The following is a 14315-nucleotide window of genomic DNA, read 5'->3' as shown; positions in this document are numbered from 1 at the left end:
AACGAAAGGCTCCGCATGACCTTCGACACCGCGCCCCGACGTCGTTGTGCCGTGGTGGGTCTGGGCGCCCGCGCCCGGCTCTACACGCAGGCACTGGCCGGCCCCTACGCGGACCGAGTGGATCTTGTGGGCTTCTGCGATGTCAACGCGCACCGCATGGACGTCCACAACGACTGGATCGCGTCCGTGCACCCGGACCGCGTGCCCGTACCCACGTACGGGGCCGAGGACTTCGACGAGATGCTGCGCCGTGAGCGGGTCGACCTCGTGGTGGTGTGCACCGTGGACCGGACCCACGACGACTACATCGTGCGCGCCCTCGAGGCGGGCTGCGACGTGGTCACCGAGAAACCGATGACGACGGACGCCGAGCGCGCCCGGCGCATCCTTGACGCACGGCGGCGGACCGGACGCTCGGTGCGGGTGGCGTTCAACTACCGCTACAACCCGGTGCACTCGGCCGTACGGGAGCTCCTCGCGGGCGGCGAGATCGGCGAGGTCGGCTCGGTGCACTTCGAATGGCTCCTCGACCTGCGGCACGGCGCGGACTACTTCCGCCGCTGGCACCGCGACAAGGCCGACTCCGGCGGACTCCTCGTCCACAAGTCGACTCACCACTTCGATCTGGTCAACTGGTGGCTGGACGCCACGCCGCACACCGTCTTCGCACAGGGCGGCCTCTTCTTCTACGGCGACGAGGCCGGCCGACGCCGGGCCTGGCCCGCGACTACATCCGCGCACACGGCTCCCCGGCGGCCGACGACGACCCGTACGCCCTGCGCCTGGCCGACGAGCCGATCCTCAAGTCGCTCTACCTGGACGCAGAGTCGGAGGACGGCTACCACCGCGACCAGAACGTCTTCGCGCCGGGCGTGACCATCGAGGACGACATGGCGGTACTGGTGCGCTACGACTCCGGCGCGACGCTGACGTACCACCTGACGGCGTACGCGCCCTGGAGGGCTACCGCATCGCCTTCAACGGCAGCGAGGGACGACTGGAACTCCTCGTCGAGGAGACGACCTGGTCACGCCCCGGCACCCGGACCGCTCTGCACGGCGCCGAGACCGACGAGGACGCGGGCCGCACCGAACTGCTGCTGCGCCGCTTCTGGGAACGCCCGCGCGAGATCAAGGTCGCCACGGGCGAGGGCGGCCACGGCGGCGGCGACGTCCGCATGCTCGACGACCTCTTCGGCGACGCCGGCGCCGACCCCCTCGGCCGTGCGGCCGACGCCACGGCCGGCGCCCGGTCCCTCGTGACGGGCCTGGCCGCGAACGAGTCCCTCGCGTCGGGGCGGGCGGTGCGGGCCGCGGACGTGCTGAGCGTCGGGTTGTAGTGAGAGGGACGCACCGGCGGCGTCCATGCAGCCGGTGTTCAGCTCCACGCCACCGGGTGGCCAGGGCGGGTGAGCAGCGTACGGGCTGACCCGACCCAGCTTTCTCCCGTGGAGCATCGATGAGCGCAGACAGACAGCAAACTCCCCTGCACAGACGCGCGTTGCTGCGCGCCGCGGTCGCCGTCCGGCAGCCGGCGCGGCGGTCGCGGGCTGGATGTCACGACGGCCGCGGCCGCCGAGGACCGCGCAGGCGGCGGCCGGTTCGACACCGAGAGCCCGCGCTTCGCACTGGCCGTCCTGCCGGACACGCAGTACCTCTTCGACGCCGACAGCGCCGACCCCACCCCGCTGCGGGAGACCTTCCGCTACCTCGTGGCCGAGCGGTCCGCGTCCAACATCGCCTTCATGACGCACCTCGGCGACGTCACCGAACACGGCACCGAGGACGAGATCGAACTCGCCGCCGACACCTTCCGCACCCTCCACGGCAAGGTGCCCTACAGCGTGCTGGCCGGCAACCACGACATCCGGTCATCGACGGACGACCAGCGCGGCGACTCCGCCTACCTCGCCGCCTTCGGACCACGCCGCTACGCCGCCATGCCGACCTTCCGGGGTGCCTCGCCCGACGGCTACAACAGCTTCCACGTCCTGAGGCGGGGGGCCAGGAGTGGATCGTCCTCGCCCTGGACTGGCGGGTCTCGGACAAGGGACTGCAGTGGGCTCAGGGCGTCCTCGACGCCCATCCCGCACTGCCCGCGGTCCTCACCACACACGACATCGCCTGGTCGGACGACGACGGCAAGGCCCAGCTGTCGGGCCACGGCACCCGCCTGTGGAACGGTCTCATCCGCGGCAACGACCAGATCTTCCTCGCGCTCGGCGGCCACTACTGGCCCCCGGGGCGCACGGTCCTGACCAACGACGCCGACAACGATGTCCACGTCCACATCACCAACTACCAGGACCGCTACTACGGCGGCGCCGGGATGATCCGCACCTACGGCTTCGACCTCGTCCGCGGCGTCATCGACGTCGAGACCTTTTCGCCGTGGTTCCTCGCCCGGGACCCGCAGCAGCGGTCGCCGCTGGCGGCCGAGACCATCGAACTCACCGGCCCCGTCGACCGGTTCAGCCTCGACATCGACTTCGACGAGCGGTTCAAGGGCTTCGCTCCCGTCGTGCGGCCCGAGCCGCGCCCGGCCTCCGCGGTGATGCCCCGCGGCACGGTCGCCTACTGGCGGTTCGACGCGTCCGGAACCCCCGCGGCCGGCACCTCCGGAGCCCCCGTCGCCGACGGCGTGGTCGTACGTGACCTCACCGGCAACGGCAACGACCTGACGGTGAGCCGACTGCACTCCAGCGGGCCCGAGGCGCTGACCTGGTCCCGGGACCACCACCCCGGACAGCCCGCGCACGCCAGCCTCCGCTTCGACGGCGGCAAGAGCCCCGACCGCGGCGCCGTCCTGCGGACCGCCGCGCAGGCGCCGTTGAACAGCGAGAAGTTCACCCGCGGCTACACCATCGAGACCTTCGTCCGGCTGCCGGAGCCGTTCGAGGGCGACCACAGCTGGATGGGCATCCTCAGCTGGGAGGGCCGCAACGGCGACGCGGGCAAGACCACCGGCTGGTCGCCGCTGGAACCCACCTGCAGTCTCAACCTGTCGCCGGAGAGGTTCCTGCAGTTCGTCGTCTACCCGCACCTGCAGGACGCCGACCCGACGTCGTGGTCCCACGCCGTCCCCGTCGGCCGCTGGATGCACATCGCCGTCGTCAACGACGGCCGCCGCACGGTGATGTACGTGGACGGCTCGAAGATCGCACGCAACCCCACGCAGCCGTCGGCCGGCATCGCCACCCTCGGCAAGCCCTTCGTCCTCGGCGCCACACAGTTCGACGCGCGCTTCGGGCAGGGCTTCTACGGCTGGATCGGCGACACACGGATCGTCGACCGGGCGCTGCCCGTGCGGGAGTTCCTCGCCCTCACCGAGTGACCGACGAGCGCGCAGGACATCACGACCGGGACGGCCCGGGTGGTCGAGGCGAAGCCGGGTCTGCCTCTGCCCCGGGCCGTTCCTCCCCCGAGGCGCACGACATCGGCCTGCACGGTGTGCTGTACGGGCTGCGCGCGGACACACGGTCGGCGTTCGGCAGAGGCCGCCAGCCGTGAACCGTGCCGCTTGACCTTGTCGCGGCGACAACGTTTCTACTGGGCCATGCGAATCGGAGAGCTCGCCGGCATCGCCGGCATCACCACCCGCGCCGTGCGGCACTACCACCGCATCGGGTTGCTGCCCGAGCCGCCGCGGCAGCCCAACGGGTACCGCGAGTACTCACTGCGCGACGCCGTCGAGCTGGCCCGCATCCGCCGTCTGACCGAGCTCGGCCTGAGCCTGGACGAGGTGAAGGACGTGCTGGTGGACGACGCGGGCAAGGATCTCGTCGAGATCCTCACCGAGCTGGACGCCGACCTGGCCCGCCAGGAGGAGTCCATCCGGCAGCGCGCGCCCGCCTGCGCCAGCTGCTCGAGCAGGCCGAGCAGACCGGGCGGCTGCCCGCCGAGGCCCCCATCTCGCCCGAACTCGCAGCCCTCTTCACCGACATGGCCCGCGCCTCGGCGCGGTTGCCCGGGCCGGAGCCGGCGATGGCGGCCAGGGAGCGGGAGCTGCTCGCCTTCTGGAGACCGGCTCACCAGGCGGCGACGGCGGTTGGCTCGACGCCATGGTGCGCAGCCTCAGCGCCGGGCCGGAGGCCATGCGGCGCGCTTACGAGGTCTACGCACAGCTGGACGAGCTGGCCGAGGCAGCCGAGGACGACCGCGGGTGGAGCGACCGCCCGGGCCATCGTCGACAGCATCCCGGACGAGGCGGCGCAGTCGATGGCCATCCCGGACGACGGCGCCGTGGGTGAGGACGGCGCTTCGCGACGCCTTCTTCGCGGACTTCGCCCCGCCCAGGCCGCGGCCGTGCGCCGCGCCATCGAGCTGCTGCGGGAGCGTGCCAGGTGAAGGCGCTGAGAAAGGCGGTGCGCTGGTCCTTCGCCACGCTCGTCCCCGGGGAACTCGTGCTCGTCCTGTGCGTGGTCGGCGGGGTGCGCACAGCCCCAGCCGTCCGGCTGGTGGTGGAGCTGACGTACTCGCGCTGATGGCCGCGGCGACCGCCCTGCTCTCCCTCGACTACCGCCGGCACCGTCGGACGGTCTGGAGCGGCCCTGCCTTCCGCGCCGCGATCGCCGACACCGTTCCGGCGCCCGTGCGCAAGCTGACCACCACGAGGTCTTCCTCTCCACCAGCTTCCTGCGCTGGGTGACCCGCCGCGGACCGCACGGCGTACGCGAGGGGACCTGCCCATCCCGTACGCCTCGGGTCAGACGGCGGTCATGTACGGCTTCTTCTTCGTCTGCATCGTCGAGACCGTGGCCCTCGCCTTCCTGATCCCCTGGCCCGTGGTGCACGCCGTCACTCTCGTCCTCGACATCTGGGGCTGCTACTTCGTCATCGCCCTGCACGCCTCCTGCGTGGTTCGCCCGCATGTGATCGGGGCCGACGGCTCGCTGCGCCTGCGCTACGGCGCCCTGCTGGACATCCGCATCCCGGCCGACCGCATAGCCTCCGTCCGCCTGGACCGGAAGTTCCCGAACGGCAAGCTGGCCGTCGTGGATGAGAACGGCGTCGCCGACATGGCGGTGGACGGCCAGACGACGGTCACCGTCGAGCTCACCGAGCCGGTGCGGTACGTACGCCCTGGGCAAGCCCGCCGAGGCTCGCACCTTCCGTTTCTACGCCGACGACCCCGCGTCCGCCGTGGCCGCGCTCAGGGCGGGCGGTCCGTCCGCCGGCACGGACCGGACCAGCCACACCTCCGACTCCGACTCGGTCAGCCGCACCCGCAGCCGCTGACCGAGCGCCGGCCCGGGGCGATTCCGCCTGTTCACCGGCCCTATGCGACCGGTACGTCGGCACCCGCAAGAAGTCTGACTCCTCGCCGGCCGGATTCGCCGAGCTCGTCGTCCGGGCCGACACCCGCTTCACCTGGCCACGCCGGAGACCGAGCTGGACGCGGAGTGGTTCATGGCACTGACCGAGGAACTCGGCGTCGTGGTCCTCGGCCCGCTCGGCATGACCCCCGCCGATCTGGACCGCCTCGGCCAGTAGCCGCGGAGCAGCAGCCTCAGCGGCCGGGAAGGCGTTCGGTGATCTCCTGCAGGATCCAGCCGTTGCCGTCGGGTCGCTGAAGGAGGCGAAGGAGGCGTAGCTGTTCGGGTCGGGCCCGGGGACCCGGTTGTCGGTACGGCGCGGTGGAACACGCCTCCGGCGTCGTGGAAGACCTCGCCGACCTCCGCTCCCGCTCGACGAGTTCCGCCCGGGCCGCCTCGACGTCCGACACGACCAGGTGCAGCCCCTGCGCCGAGCCGGGCGCGGCGTCGCTGACTCCGGTGCCGAAGATCACCGAGCAGGGAGAGCCGGGCGGGGTCATCTGCACCACGCGGAAGTCGTCCCCGGCGGGGAAATCGGCGTCCTCCCGCCATCCCAGCGCCTTGTAGAAGGCCTTGGCCCGGTCCACGTCGGCGACCGGAATCACCACGACCTCAAGCTTTGTATCCATGACACGGCACTCCTTCTTCTCACCGAGGAGCGGGGAACCGGCGCTGCAGCAGGAGGCAGGCGCCGCGGCGGCCACCGTCGCGAGCGAACGCGCGCTCGGCGAGCGCCGCCAGGGCCGAAGCGCGACAAACAACCGGCGATCAGCCTGTAGGTGACCACACAAGCCATGATGAACCCATGTCCGGCTGCCGCAGATACACCGGACAGCGCCGCCTCCGCCTCCGCCGAGCCGCAGGTCGGAACCCCGAGGGCGGTCAGTCGCGGGCGACCGCCACCGCCCGGCGGTTCAGTCCTTGCGGCCCGTCACGGCGACCGTGACACCCAGGCCGATCATGGTGAGGCCGCCGACGCCGCCGACCAGGGAGAGCCGTCGCGGGGAGCGGGCGAACCAGTTCCGGGCGGTGGCCGCGGTCAGCCCCCACAGACTGTCGAAGACCACCGCGATGATGTTGAAGACCAGACCGAGCAGCAGCATCTGCACCACGACGTGCCCCTGAGCGCGTCCACGAACTGGGGCAGCACGGCGGCGAAGAACACGATGGTCTTGGGTTGGCCACCCCGACCGCGAACCCCTCCCACAGCGTGCGCAGACCACCCCGGTGACCCTCGTCGGCGGTGAACGCGGCCTGCAGCGCACCACGCTGCCGCCACGCCCTGACCCCGAGGTGGGCCAGATACGCGGCGCCCGCCAGCTTCAGCACGGTGAACACCAGGACGGAACGCTCGACCACCGCCCCCACCCCCAGCGCCACGGCGACGACCAGCACATACGCGCCCAGCGTGTTCCCCACGACGGTGGTCAGCGCGGCGCGCCGGCCCTGCGCGAGCGCCCGGCCGATCACGAACAGCACACTCGGCCCGGGGATCACGATCAGCACGAAGGACATGGCCGCGAAGGCCAGCAGGCGGTCGGTGGGCAGCATGACGCTCATACAACCAGCGGGCGGGCCCGGCCTCACCTCCTTTTCCGGCGCCGGAGCACCGCCCGGCGGGCGGAGGGTTGGGTTCCGTCGGGTCGGGTACGCGTGGGATGCCGCGCCGGGGCGACTTCGTGCCGGGCGGGCCGTACGACCACCGCTACCAGGGGATCTGTCATGGAGACACCCGCGAACGACAACAACGCCACCCCGGCCCAGCGGGCACTCGACGTGCTCGCGAGAACACCGAGGACACGGCGGCGCTGGACACGCTCGCGAGCAGTGAGGTGCTCGTCCCCGTGCCCGACGACGCCCTCGAGGAGGAGGCCGCCGATCCCACCGCCGTGGCGCTGCCGTGCTGGAGGAACCGGACGGCGCCCGGTGGTGCCTGTCTTCACCTCGGAGCTGGAGATGGCCGAGCTGCTCCCGTTCGTCTCCCGCTACCGCCTCGTACCGCTCGGCGCGCTCGCCTCGCAGTGGCCCTCCGACGACCTGTCTCTCACCATCGACGGCAGTTCGTCGCACGGCCTGACGCTCACCTCGGACGGCGTGCGCACCCTGCTGGCCCGGCCACAGAGGTGACCGCGGGCGTTCACCCCGGGTGAACGCCCATGTCAGCCCTGCAGCGTGGGCCAGGGCGCCCGTTGCAGGGGCAGGACCTCGGCGTGCAGCTCGCGGCCCTTGCGGGTCAGGGTCACCCAGACGCCGCGCCGGTCCCCGCGCAGACGGAGCGCTCGACCAGGCCGTCCTTCTCCAGCCGGCCGATGAGGCGGGACAGGGCGCTCTGGCTCAGATGCACCCGCCCCACGAGGTTCTGCACCCGGCACTGGTCGCCCTCCTCCGGCGACTCGGTGGCGAGGATGTCCAGCACTTCGAAGTCACTCGCCCCCAGGCCGTGCGGATGCAGCACGCGGTCGATCTCGCACATCGTCCGCGCATGCGCCGACAGGATGTCCCGCCACCGTTGCTCCAGGCCGGACTGGGCCGTGTTCGCTGCCATATCCGCACGGTAACACCGAATCGGCCATTCGTTGAGTGTGCAACTAGTGTGCGTGCAACGGCTACGTGGACTCCCGCTTCACCAGCTCCGTGGCAGGATCACGGCAGCCGGATCCTGCCCCGATCTGCGCGAGCAGGACCCGCACCATCTCGGCGCTGATCCGGTCCCCGGCTGTCGAATGGTCGTCAGCTCCGGGCTCGCCGTGACGGCGGCGGGGGAGTCGTCGAAGCCGCCGACCGCCACGTCTGCGGCACCCGGCGCCCGCCCGCTGAGTGCCGTCAGCACGCCCTGTGCCATCAGGTCGGACGCGACGAACACCGCGTCCATGTCCGGGGCCTGCGCGAGCAACGCTCGGCGCCCGCCTCACGCTGGCCCGGCTGTAGTCGCCGGACACGATGAGCCGTCGTCGATCTCGACGCCGTCGGTCAGCACCTCCTTGTACCCGGCGAGCCGCTCGACACGGCCCGGCGTGTCCAGCGGACCGGTGACCACGCCGATCCGCCGTCGGCCGAGGGACAGCAGATGCCGGACCATGTCCCGCGCCGTCCCGGTCGTCGGCGGCGACGTAACTCACCTTCGAGCCCAGCCCGATCGGCTTGCCGCAGGCGACCAGCGGCACCCCGCCTCGCGCAGCTCCTGGGCCACCGGATCCCGGAGTGGCTGGAGACGAGGAGCACCCCGTCGACGTGCCCCGCGGTGATGTACCGCGTGATGCGCCGCCGTTCGTCTCAGTGCCGGCCAGCATCAGCAGCAGCGGGATGTCGTGCTGGGCGAGGGCTGGGTGCAGCCGCGCAGCAGGCGTTGAAGTTCGGGTCCTCGAAGAACCGCTCCTGCGGCTCCGTCAGCAGGAAGCCGATCGAGTCCGAACGCCCGGTGATCAGCGAGCGGCGTGCCGGTTCACGACGTAACCGGTCCTGCGGATGGCGGCGTTGACCGCCTCCTGCGCGCCGGGCTGACGTAATGGCCGCCGTTGAGCACGCGCGAGACCGTGCCGCGCGAGACACCCGCCTCGCGCGCCACGTCGTGAATCGTCGGCGTCTGCGCCGGCCCCCGTGTTGCTCATGGTCATGACTTTACGGCCCCGGAGAGCAGATCCAGGCTCCAGAAGCGCTGGACGACCAGGAACAGCGCGACCAGCGGGAACACCGCGAGGAACGCCCCGTGATCACCAGTGTGTACAGCGCCGGGGTGTTGGCACCCTGCTCCAGGAGCGTGTGCAGGCCCAGGGTGATCGGGAACTTCTCGTCGTCGCTGAGCATGATGTACGGCAGCAGGAAGTTGTTCCAGATGGCCACGAACTGGAACAGGAACACCGTGACCAGCCCCGGGATCATCATCGGCAGCGCGATCCGGGTGAAGATCCGCCACTCGCTCGCCCCGTCCATCCGCCCGGCTCCACCACGTCGGAGGGGACCGCGGCGGCGGCGTAGATCCGCGCGAGGTAGACGCCGTAGGGGGAGAGGATCTGCGGCAGCAGCACGGACAGGTACGAGTCCGTGAGGTCCACCTCGCCAGCAGCAGGTACTGCGGGATGGCGAGGATCACCGGAGGCATCAGCACGCCCGCGAGCAGCACGTTGAAGATCGCCTCGCGGCCGCGGAAGCGGTAGGTCGCCAGCGCGTAGCCGCTGAACGACGACACCACCGTCGACAGCAGGGCGCCGAGAACGGCGTAGAGGGCCGAGTTGCCCATCCACTGCCAGTACACGCCGTCGCGGTAGGCGCTGAGGTCCGACAGGTTCTCGGCGAAGCCGGTGCCCGCAGGAAGGTGAACGTGGAGAACAGCTCGCTGCCGGACTTGGTGGACGCGATCACCACCCAGGCGACCGGCAGCAGACAGTAGAGCGCGCCGAGGAGCAGCGTGATCGTCGGACCAGCGCGATCCGGCGGCGCAGCGGCGGACCCTGGGCGGTGCCCGGGGTCGTGCCGGCCGCCGGGGCGGCCTTGCGGACGGCAAGAGAACTCATCGTGCGACTCCTTGACTGACGTCCCGCTTGTTCCGACGGTTCGCGGCCCGCAGGAAGCCGAAGGACAACAGCAGGGTGGCGAGCGCGATGATCGTGGCCTGCGCTGCCGGGCGTGGATGTCGCCCTTGCCAAAGGCGTCCTGGTACACCTTCATCAGCGGACTCCAGGTCGTGGACACGGAGTTGGTGAGCGGCTTGAGGTGGTCGGCTCGCTGAACACCTGGAGCGTCGCGATGATCGAGAAGAAGAAGGTCAGCACCAGCGAGGGCGCCACCATCGGAATCTTGATCTTCAGTGCGATCTGCAGCGGCGTGGCGCCGTCCAGCTTCGCCGCCTCGTAGACCTCGGCCGGAATGGACTGCAGCGAGGTGTAGATGACGATCATGTTGAAGCCGGTGCCGCCCACAGCGATGTTCGACAGAGCGAGGAACAGCGGACCGCCGTCCAGCAGGTCGGCTGCGGCAGGCCCGCTTGTCGAGCACGAAGTAGAAGGGACTGACGTCCGGCAGGTACAGGAATCCCCACAGCAGCGCCGCCACGACGCCGGGAATGGCGTACGGCAGGAAGATCGCGAGCCGGAGAAGGGTGCGAGCCTGACCTTCTCGAGTCGAGCATCAGGGCGAACAGCAGGGCGAGGCCGAGCATCACCGGGACGACGATGCAGCCGTAGCCGAGGACGCGCAGCGCACCATCCAGCAGTTCGCTGTCGGTGAAGGCGTCGGTGTAGTTCTCCAGCCCGGCCCAGACCTCTTTGCGGGCACCGGCGCCCAGGCCGAGGCCCGAGACCTGCACCTTGCGGAAGCTGAGCCAGATCGCGTACCCGATGGGCAGCGCGAAGAACAGGACGAAGAGGATCGATGCGGGAATCAGGAAGCCGTACGGGGCCCCTTGACCCCGTACGACTTCCGGCGTGCCGTGCTGGTCACTCGGCGACCTCGAAGCCCTGCTTCTTCATGTCGGCGACCGTGTCGTCCTGCATCGTCTTCAGGGCGGCGGTGAAGTCCGACTTGTTCTTGGCGGCGGCGCCGAAGGCGTCCTTGAAGGACGTGTAGGCGACGTTGACGTTCGGGCCCACGCGGACGGCGCGGTGGTGTTCGCGATCTCCGCGGCCTGGGTGTAGAAGTCCGCCTGGTTCGAGAAGTAGTCCGGCGGCGTGGTGAAGGCGCCGCTGAGCTGCGCGGAGGTGGAGGCCGGGTAGATGCCGCTCTCCTTGGCCAGTGCGTTCAGGGCCTCGCCGTCGGTGTTCAGCCAGGCGGCGAACTTCGCGGCGGCCTCCTTGTTCCCGGAGTCCGTGGTGACCGCGGTGGAGGAGCCGCCCCAGCTGCCGGTGACGTTCTCGCTGCCGGACCACTGGGGAGCGGAGCCATGGCCCACTTGCCCTTGGTGTCGGGCGCGGCGGTGCTCAGCGTGCCCGGCGCCCACACGGCGCTGACCCAGGCGATCTGCTTGCCGGTGTTGAGCGCCTTGTTCCAGGCCGGGGTGTACATCGGCTGGTTGTCGATGGCGCCCTCCTCGACGAGGTCACCCCAGAACTTGGCGACCTTCTGCGTCGCCGCGTCGTCGATGCCGACCTTCCACTTGTCGCCCTCGGTGGTCCACCACTTGGCGCCGGCCTGCTGCGCGAGGCCCGCGAAGAGGCCGGAGTCGTTGGCGGAGAAGGTGGTGAGGTCGGTGTCCGGGGAGGCCTTCTTCAGCTTCCGCGCGGTCTCGGCGAACTCGTCCCAGGTCATCGGGACCGTCAGGTCGTACTTCTTGAAGAGGTCCTCGCGGTAGTAGAACATCATCGGTCCGATGTCCTGCGGCACCGCGTAGACCGCGTCGTGCCCAGCGTCGTCTGCTGCCAGACGCCCTCGGCGAACTTGCCCTTCGCGTCCCCACCTCGCCCGATATGTCGGCGAGTGCGTCATTGCTGACCAGCGTCGGCAGCGCCTGGTACTCGGCCTGGACCAGGTCGGGCGCCTTGCCGGCCTTGTGCGCGGTGAGGATCTTGGTGACCAGCGTGTCGCCGGACGCCTGCTTCTTCACCGTGACCGTGATCTGCTCCTTCTTGCCCGGCCCCTTGTTCCACAGGTCGACGACCTTGTCCATGCCGGGCGTCCAGGTCCAGTACGTCAGCGAGACCGGGCCCGACTGGGCGTCGCCGTCGTCCTCGGAACCGCAGGCGGCGAGTGCGGTGGCGCCGAGCGTGACGGCGACAGTGGTTGCTGCGATTTCAAAGAGCGCCGGCGCTTCGTGTTCGGCATGGAACTCTCCCCTGACCAGGGTCCCCGCCCGCTGCGGAGACTGCCCTGCAGATGCCTGCTGACCTGGGTCCTCGCCCGTCGCGAGGCCCTGTCATGCTTCTGTGAGCGTTCACAGTAGAGAAACATCCCAGACACTTGTCAATGGTTGTTGCTGTGCGGTTATGTTGGGCTCGCACCGCCCCAGCTGTGTGTGCACGTTCCCAAATGATCGATTAAACGGAGAGATCCATGCCGGAGACCACCCCCAGGGCCTCACCAGGCTCGCCTTCGGTGGGGACTACAACCCCGAGCAGTGGCCGGAAACCGTCTGGCAGGAGGACGTCCGGCTGATGCGGGAGGCCGGCGTCTCCATGGTGAGTGTCGGGATCTTCTCTGGGCGCTCCTGGAGCCCGAACCCGGGATGTACGACTTCGGCTGGCTCGACCGCCTGCTCGACCTGCTGCACGAGAACGGCATCCGCGTCGACCTCGCACGCCCACCGTGGTGCCGCCGGTGTGGTTCTACCGGGCCCACCCGAGGCGCTGCCGGTGACGGCCGACGGCACCCGCTACGATCTCGGCTCGCGCGGCGCCATCTGTCACAGCAACGCCGACTACCGGCGGCCGCGCGAACATCACCACCCCGGCTCGCCGACCGCTACGGCAACCACCCCGCCTCGCGATGTGGCACGTGCACAACGAGTACGGCGTCCCCGTCTCCGCTGCTACTGCGACTCCTGCGCCGCGCACTTCCGCCGCTGGCTGGAGGCCACGTACGAGACGGTCGGCGCGGTCAACGAGGCCTGGGGCACGGCCTTCTGGGGCCAGCGGTACACCGACTTCGAGCAGATCAACCCGCCGCGCCTCACCCCCACCGTCGGCAACCCCGGGCAGGCACTGGACTACAAGCGGTTCGCCGACGTCACCATCCGCGAGAACTTCCGCATGGAGCGGGACATCCTGCACCGCCTCTCACCGGGCGTGCCGGTCACGACCAACTTCATGACCGCGCTCAGCCAGTGCGACTCCCTCGACTACTGGGCCTGGGGCCGCGAGGTCGACCTCGTCACCAACGACCACTACCTGATCACCGACGGCCGCCGCACCCACGTCAACCTCGCGATGGCCGCAGACCTCACCCGCTCCGTCGCCGGCGGCGCCCCCTGGCTGCTCCTCGAGCACTCCACCTCGGGTCAACTGGCAGGCCCGCAACCCCGCCAAGGCGCCCGGCCAGATGGCCCGCAACTCCCTCGCGCATGTGGCGCGCGGCTCCGAGGGCGCCATGTTCCTTCCAGTGGCGGCAGTCCCGGCGCGGCGCGGAGAAGTTCCACTCGGCGATGCTGCCGCACGGCGGCACCGACACGCGCGTGTGGCGCGAGGTCGTCGAACTCGGCGCGTCCTCGACACGTTGGGCCCGATCCGCGGCACCCGCACCCAGGCCGACGTGGCCGTCCTGTGGGACTGGCACTCCTGGTGGGCGCAGAACCTCGACTGGCGCCCCAGCGAGGACCACGACGCCCGCGAACGCGCCGACACCTTCTACGAGGTGCTCTACGACCGCCACCTCACGGTCGCTTCGCCCATCCGAAGCCGACTTGTCGGCGTATCCCCTTGTCGTCGTGCCCGCGCTGTATCTGATGACGGAGGCGGCCGGGCTCAACCTCAAGGAGTACGTCGAGCACGGCGGCACCCTCGTCGTGTCGTACTTCTCCGGCATCGTCGACGAGCACGACGCCGTCCACGAGGCGCGCTATCCGGGCCCGTTGCGGGAGATCCTCGGCCTGACGGTGGAGGAGTTCTCGCCGCTCCTGAAGGGCGAGAAGGTCCGGATCGCCGGCCCGGACGGCCGACCTCGCGCGAGCCGCCGACGTGTGGACGGAGTTCGTGGTGCCGCGCGGCGCCGAGACGGTGTGGACCTACGTCGACGGCCTCACCGCCGACCGCCCCGCCGTCACCCGGCACCGCCTCGGCGAGGGCACCGCCTGGTACGTCTCCACCCGCCTCGCACCGACGGCCTCGACGCGGTGCTGGGCCGGGCCGCCGAGGACGCGCGCATCGCCCCGCGCACCGACCTGCCCCACGATGTCGAAGTCGTGCGCCGCACCGGCGAGTCGGGCACCTTCCTGTTCGCCGTCAACCACACCGCCGCCGACGCCAAGGTGCCGCTGGACACGTCCGGAACCGAGCTGCTGACCGGCGAACGCGCCGCCGGCCGCCTGGCGGTTCCGGCGGAGCCGTACGGGTCGTACGACTCGACGGCTGAGCCGACT

General features: G+C 70.5%; 5 protein-coding genes and 16 pseudogenes. 14 read left to right on the top strand and 7 right to left on the bottom strand.

What is annotated here, in order from left to right; genetic code table 11:
* Positions 1-15 precede the first annotated feature (15 nt).
* The 7 genes and pseudogenes from StrepF001_RS00695 to StrepF001_RS46915 all read left to right on the top strand — a co-directional run bounded on the left by StrepF001_RS00695 (position 16) and on the right by StrepF001_RS46915 (position 5237).
* Positions 16-1339, top strand: a pseudogene (locus StrepF001_RS00695) (Gfo/Idh/MocA family oxidoreductase).
* 372 nt (positions 1340-1711) lie between these two features.
* On the top strand, positions 1712-2257 hold the full coding sequence (locus tag StrepF001_RS46935; RefSeq protein ID WP_346656886.1) for a hypothetical protein: 546 nt from the start codon (positions 1712-1714) through the stop codon (positions 2255-2257).
* A gap of 71 nt (positions 2258-2328) precedes the next feature.
* Positions 2329-3333: a LamG-like jellyroll fold domain-containing protein gene (locus StrepF001_RS46930; protein ID WP_240797225.1), complete on the top strand. Its 1005-nt coding sequence runs from the start codon at positions 2329-2331 to the stop codon at positions 3331-3333.
* A 222-nt stretch (positions 3334-3555) separates the two neighbouring features.
* Positions 3556-4346, top strand: a pseudogene (locus tag StrepF001_RS00685) (MerR family transcriptional regulator).
* On the top strand, positions 4343-4483 hold the full coding sequence (locus StrepF001_RS46925; protein WP_165396117.1) for a hypothetical protein: 141 nt from the start codon (positions 4343-4345) through the stop codon (positions 4481-4483). Before StrepF001_RS00685 ends, StrepF001_RS46925 begins: the two are co-directional and overlap by 4 nt.
* Positions 4483-4647 carry a hypothetical protein gene (locus tag StrepF001_RS46920; protein ID WP_165396116.1) on the top strand — a complete coding sequence of 55 codons (165 nt, stop codon included), beginning with the start codon at positions 4483-4485 and terminating at the stop codon, positions 4645-4647. The genes StrepF001_RS46925 and StrepF001_RS46920 overlap by 1 nt, the downstream gene beginning before the upstream one ends.
* 350 nt (positions 4648-4997) lie before the next feature.
* On the top strand, positions 4998-5237 hold the full coding sequence (locus StrepF001_RS46915; protein ID WP_240797224.1) for a hypothetical protein: 240 nt from the start codon (positions 4998-5000) through the stop codon (positions 5235-5237).
* A 271-nt stretch (positions 5238-5508) separates the two neighbouring features.
* Here StrepF001_RS46915 and StrepF001_RS00675 read toward each other — a convergent pair.
* Positions 5509-5943 (bottom strand): annotated as a pseudogene (locus StrepF001_RS00675) (VOC family protein).
* A 285-nt stretch (positions 5944-6228) separates the two neighbouring features.
* Positions 6229-6865, bottom strand: a pseudogene (locus StrepF001_RS00670) (LysE family translocator).
* 171 nt (positions 6866-7036) lie between these two features.
* Between StrepF001_RS00670 and StrepF001_RS00665 the strand changes: the two are divergent.
* A pseudogene (locus StrepF001_RS00665) lies at positions 7037-7441 on the top strand (SseB family protein).
* A gap of 32 nt (positions 7442-7473) precedes the next feature.
* Here the strand turns inward: StrepF001_RS00665 and StrepF001_RS00660 are convergent.
* The 5 pseudogenes from StrepF001_RS00660 to StrepF001_RS49305 form a co-directional block, all read right to left on the bottom strand.
* A pseudogene (locus StrepF001_RS00660) lies at positions 7474-7859 on the bottom strand (MarR family transcriptional regulator).
* 61 nt (positions 7860-7920) lie between these two features.
* Positions 7921-8928, bottom strand: a pseudogene (locus StrepF001_RS00655) (LacI family DNA-binding transcriptional regulator).
* Positions 8925-9825, bottom strand: a pseudogene (locus StrepF001_RS00650) (carbohydrate ABC transporter permease). Before StrepF001_RS00650 ends, StrepF001_RS00655 begins: the two co-directional pseudogenes overlap by 4 nt.
* Positions 9822-10750, bottom strand: a pseudogene (locus StrepF001_RS49915) (sugar ABC transporter permease). Before StrepF001_RS49915 ends, StrepF001_RS00650 begins: the two co-directional pseudogenes overlap by 4 nt.
* A pseudogene (locus StrepF001_RS49305) lies at positions 10747-12067 on the bottom strand (extracellular solute-binding protein). The pseudogenes StrepF001_RS49915 and StrepF001_RS49305 overlap by 4 nt, the downstream one beginning before the upstream one ends.
* Positions 12068-12228: 161 nt before the next feature.
* Between StrepF001_RS49305 and StrepF001_RS49300 the strand changes: the two are divergent.
* The 6 pseudogenes from StrepF001_RS49300 to StrepF001_RS49285 form a co-directional block, all read left to right on the top strand.
* Positions 12229-13278 (top strand): annotated as a pseudogene (locus StrepF001_RS49300) (beta-galactosidase); the annotation flags it as partial.
* A 23-nt stretch (positions 13279-13301) separates the two neighbouring features.
* Positions 13302-13390, top strand: a pseudogene (locus tag StrepF001_RS49910) (beta-galactosidase); the annotation flags it as partial.
* A gap of 24 nt (positions 13391-13414) precedes the next feature.
* A pseudogene (locus tag StrepF001_RS49295) lies at positions 13415-13558 on the top strand (hypothetical protein); the annotation flags it as partial.
* 124 nt (positions 13559-13682) lie between these two features.
* A pseudogene (locus tag StrepF001_RS49290) lies at positions 13683-13832 on the top strand (beta-galactosidase trimerization domain-containing protein); the annotation flags it as partial.
* Between the two features lie 82 nt (positions 13833-13914).
* A pseudogene (locus StrepF001_RS49905) lies at positions 13915-13995 on the top strand (hypothetical protein); the annotation flags it as partial.
* A gap of 74 nt (positions 13996-14069) precedes the next feature.
* Positions 14070-14213, top strand: a pseudogene (locus StrepF001_RS49285) (Beta-galactosidase C-terminal domain); the annotation flags it as partial.
* Positions 14214-14315 lie beyond the last annotated feature (102 nt).

This window comes from Streptomyces sp. F001 (assembly GCF_004187715.1).
GTDB lineage: Bacteria > Actinomycetota > Actinomycetes > Streptomycetales > Streptomycetaceae > Streptomyces > Streptomyces flavusporus.
The sequence above is the reverse complement of the archived record's forward strand: the minus strand, read 5'-3'. Positions and strand labels throughout refer to the sequence as shown.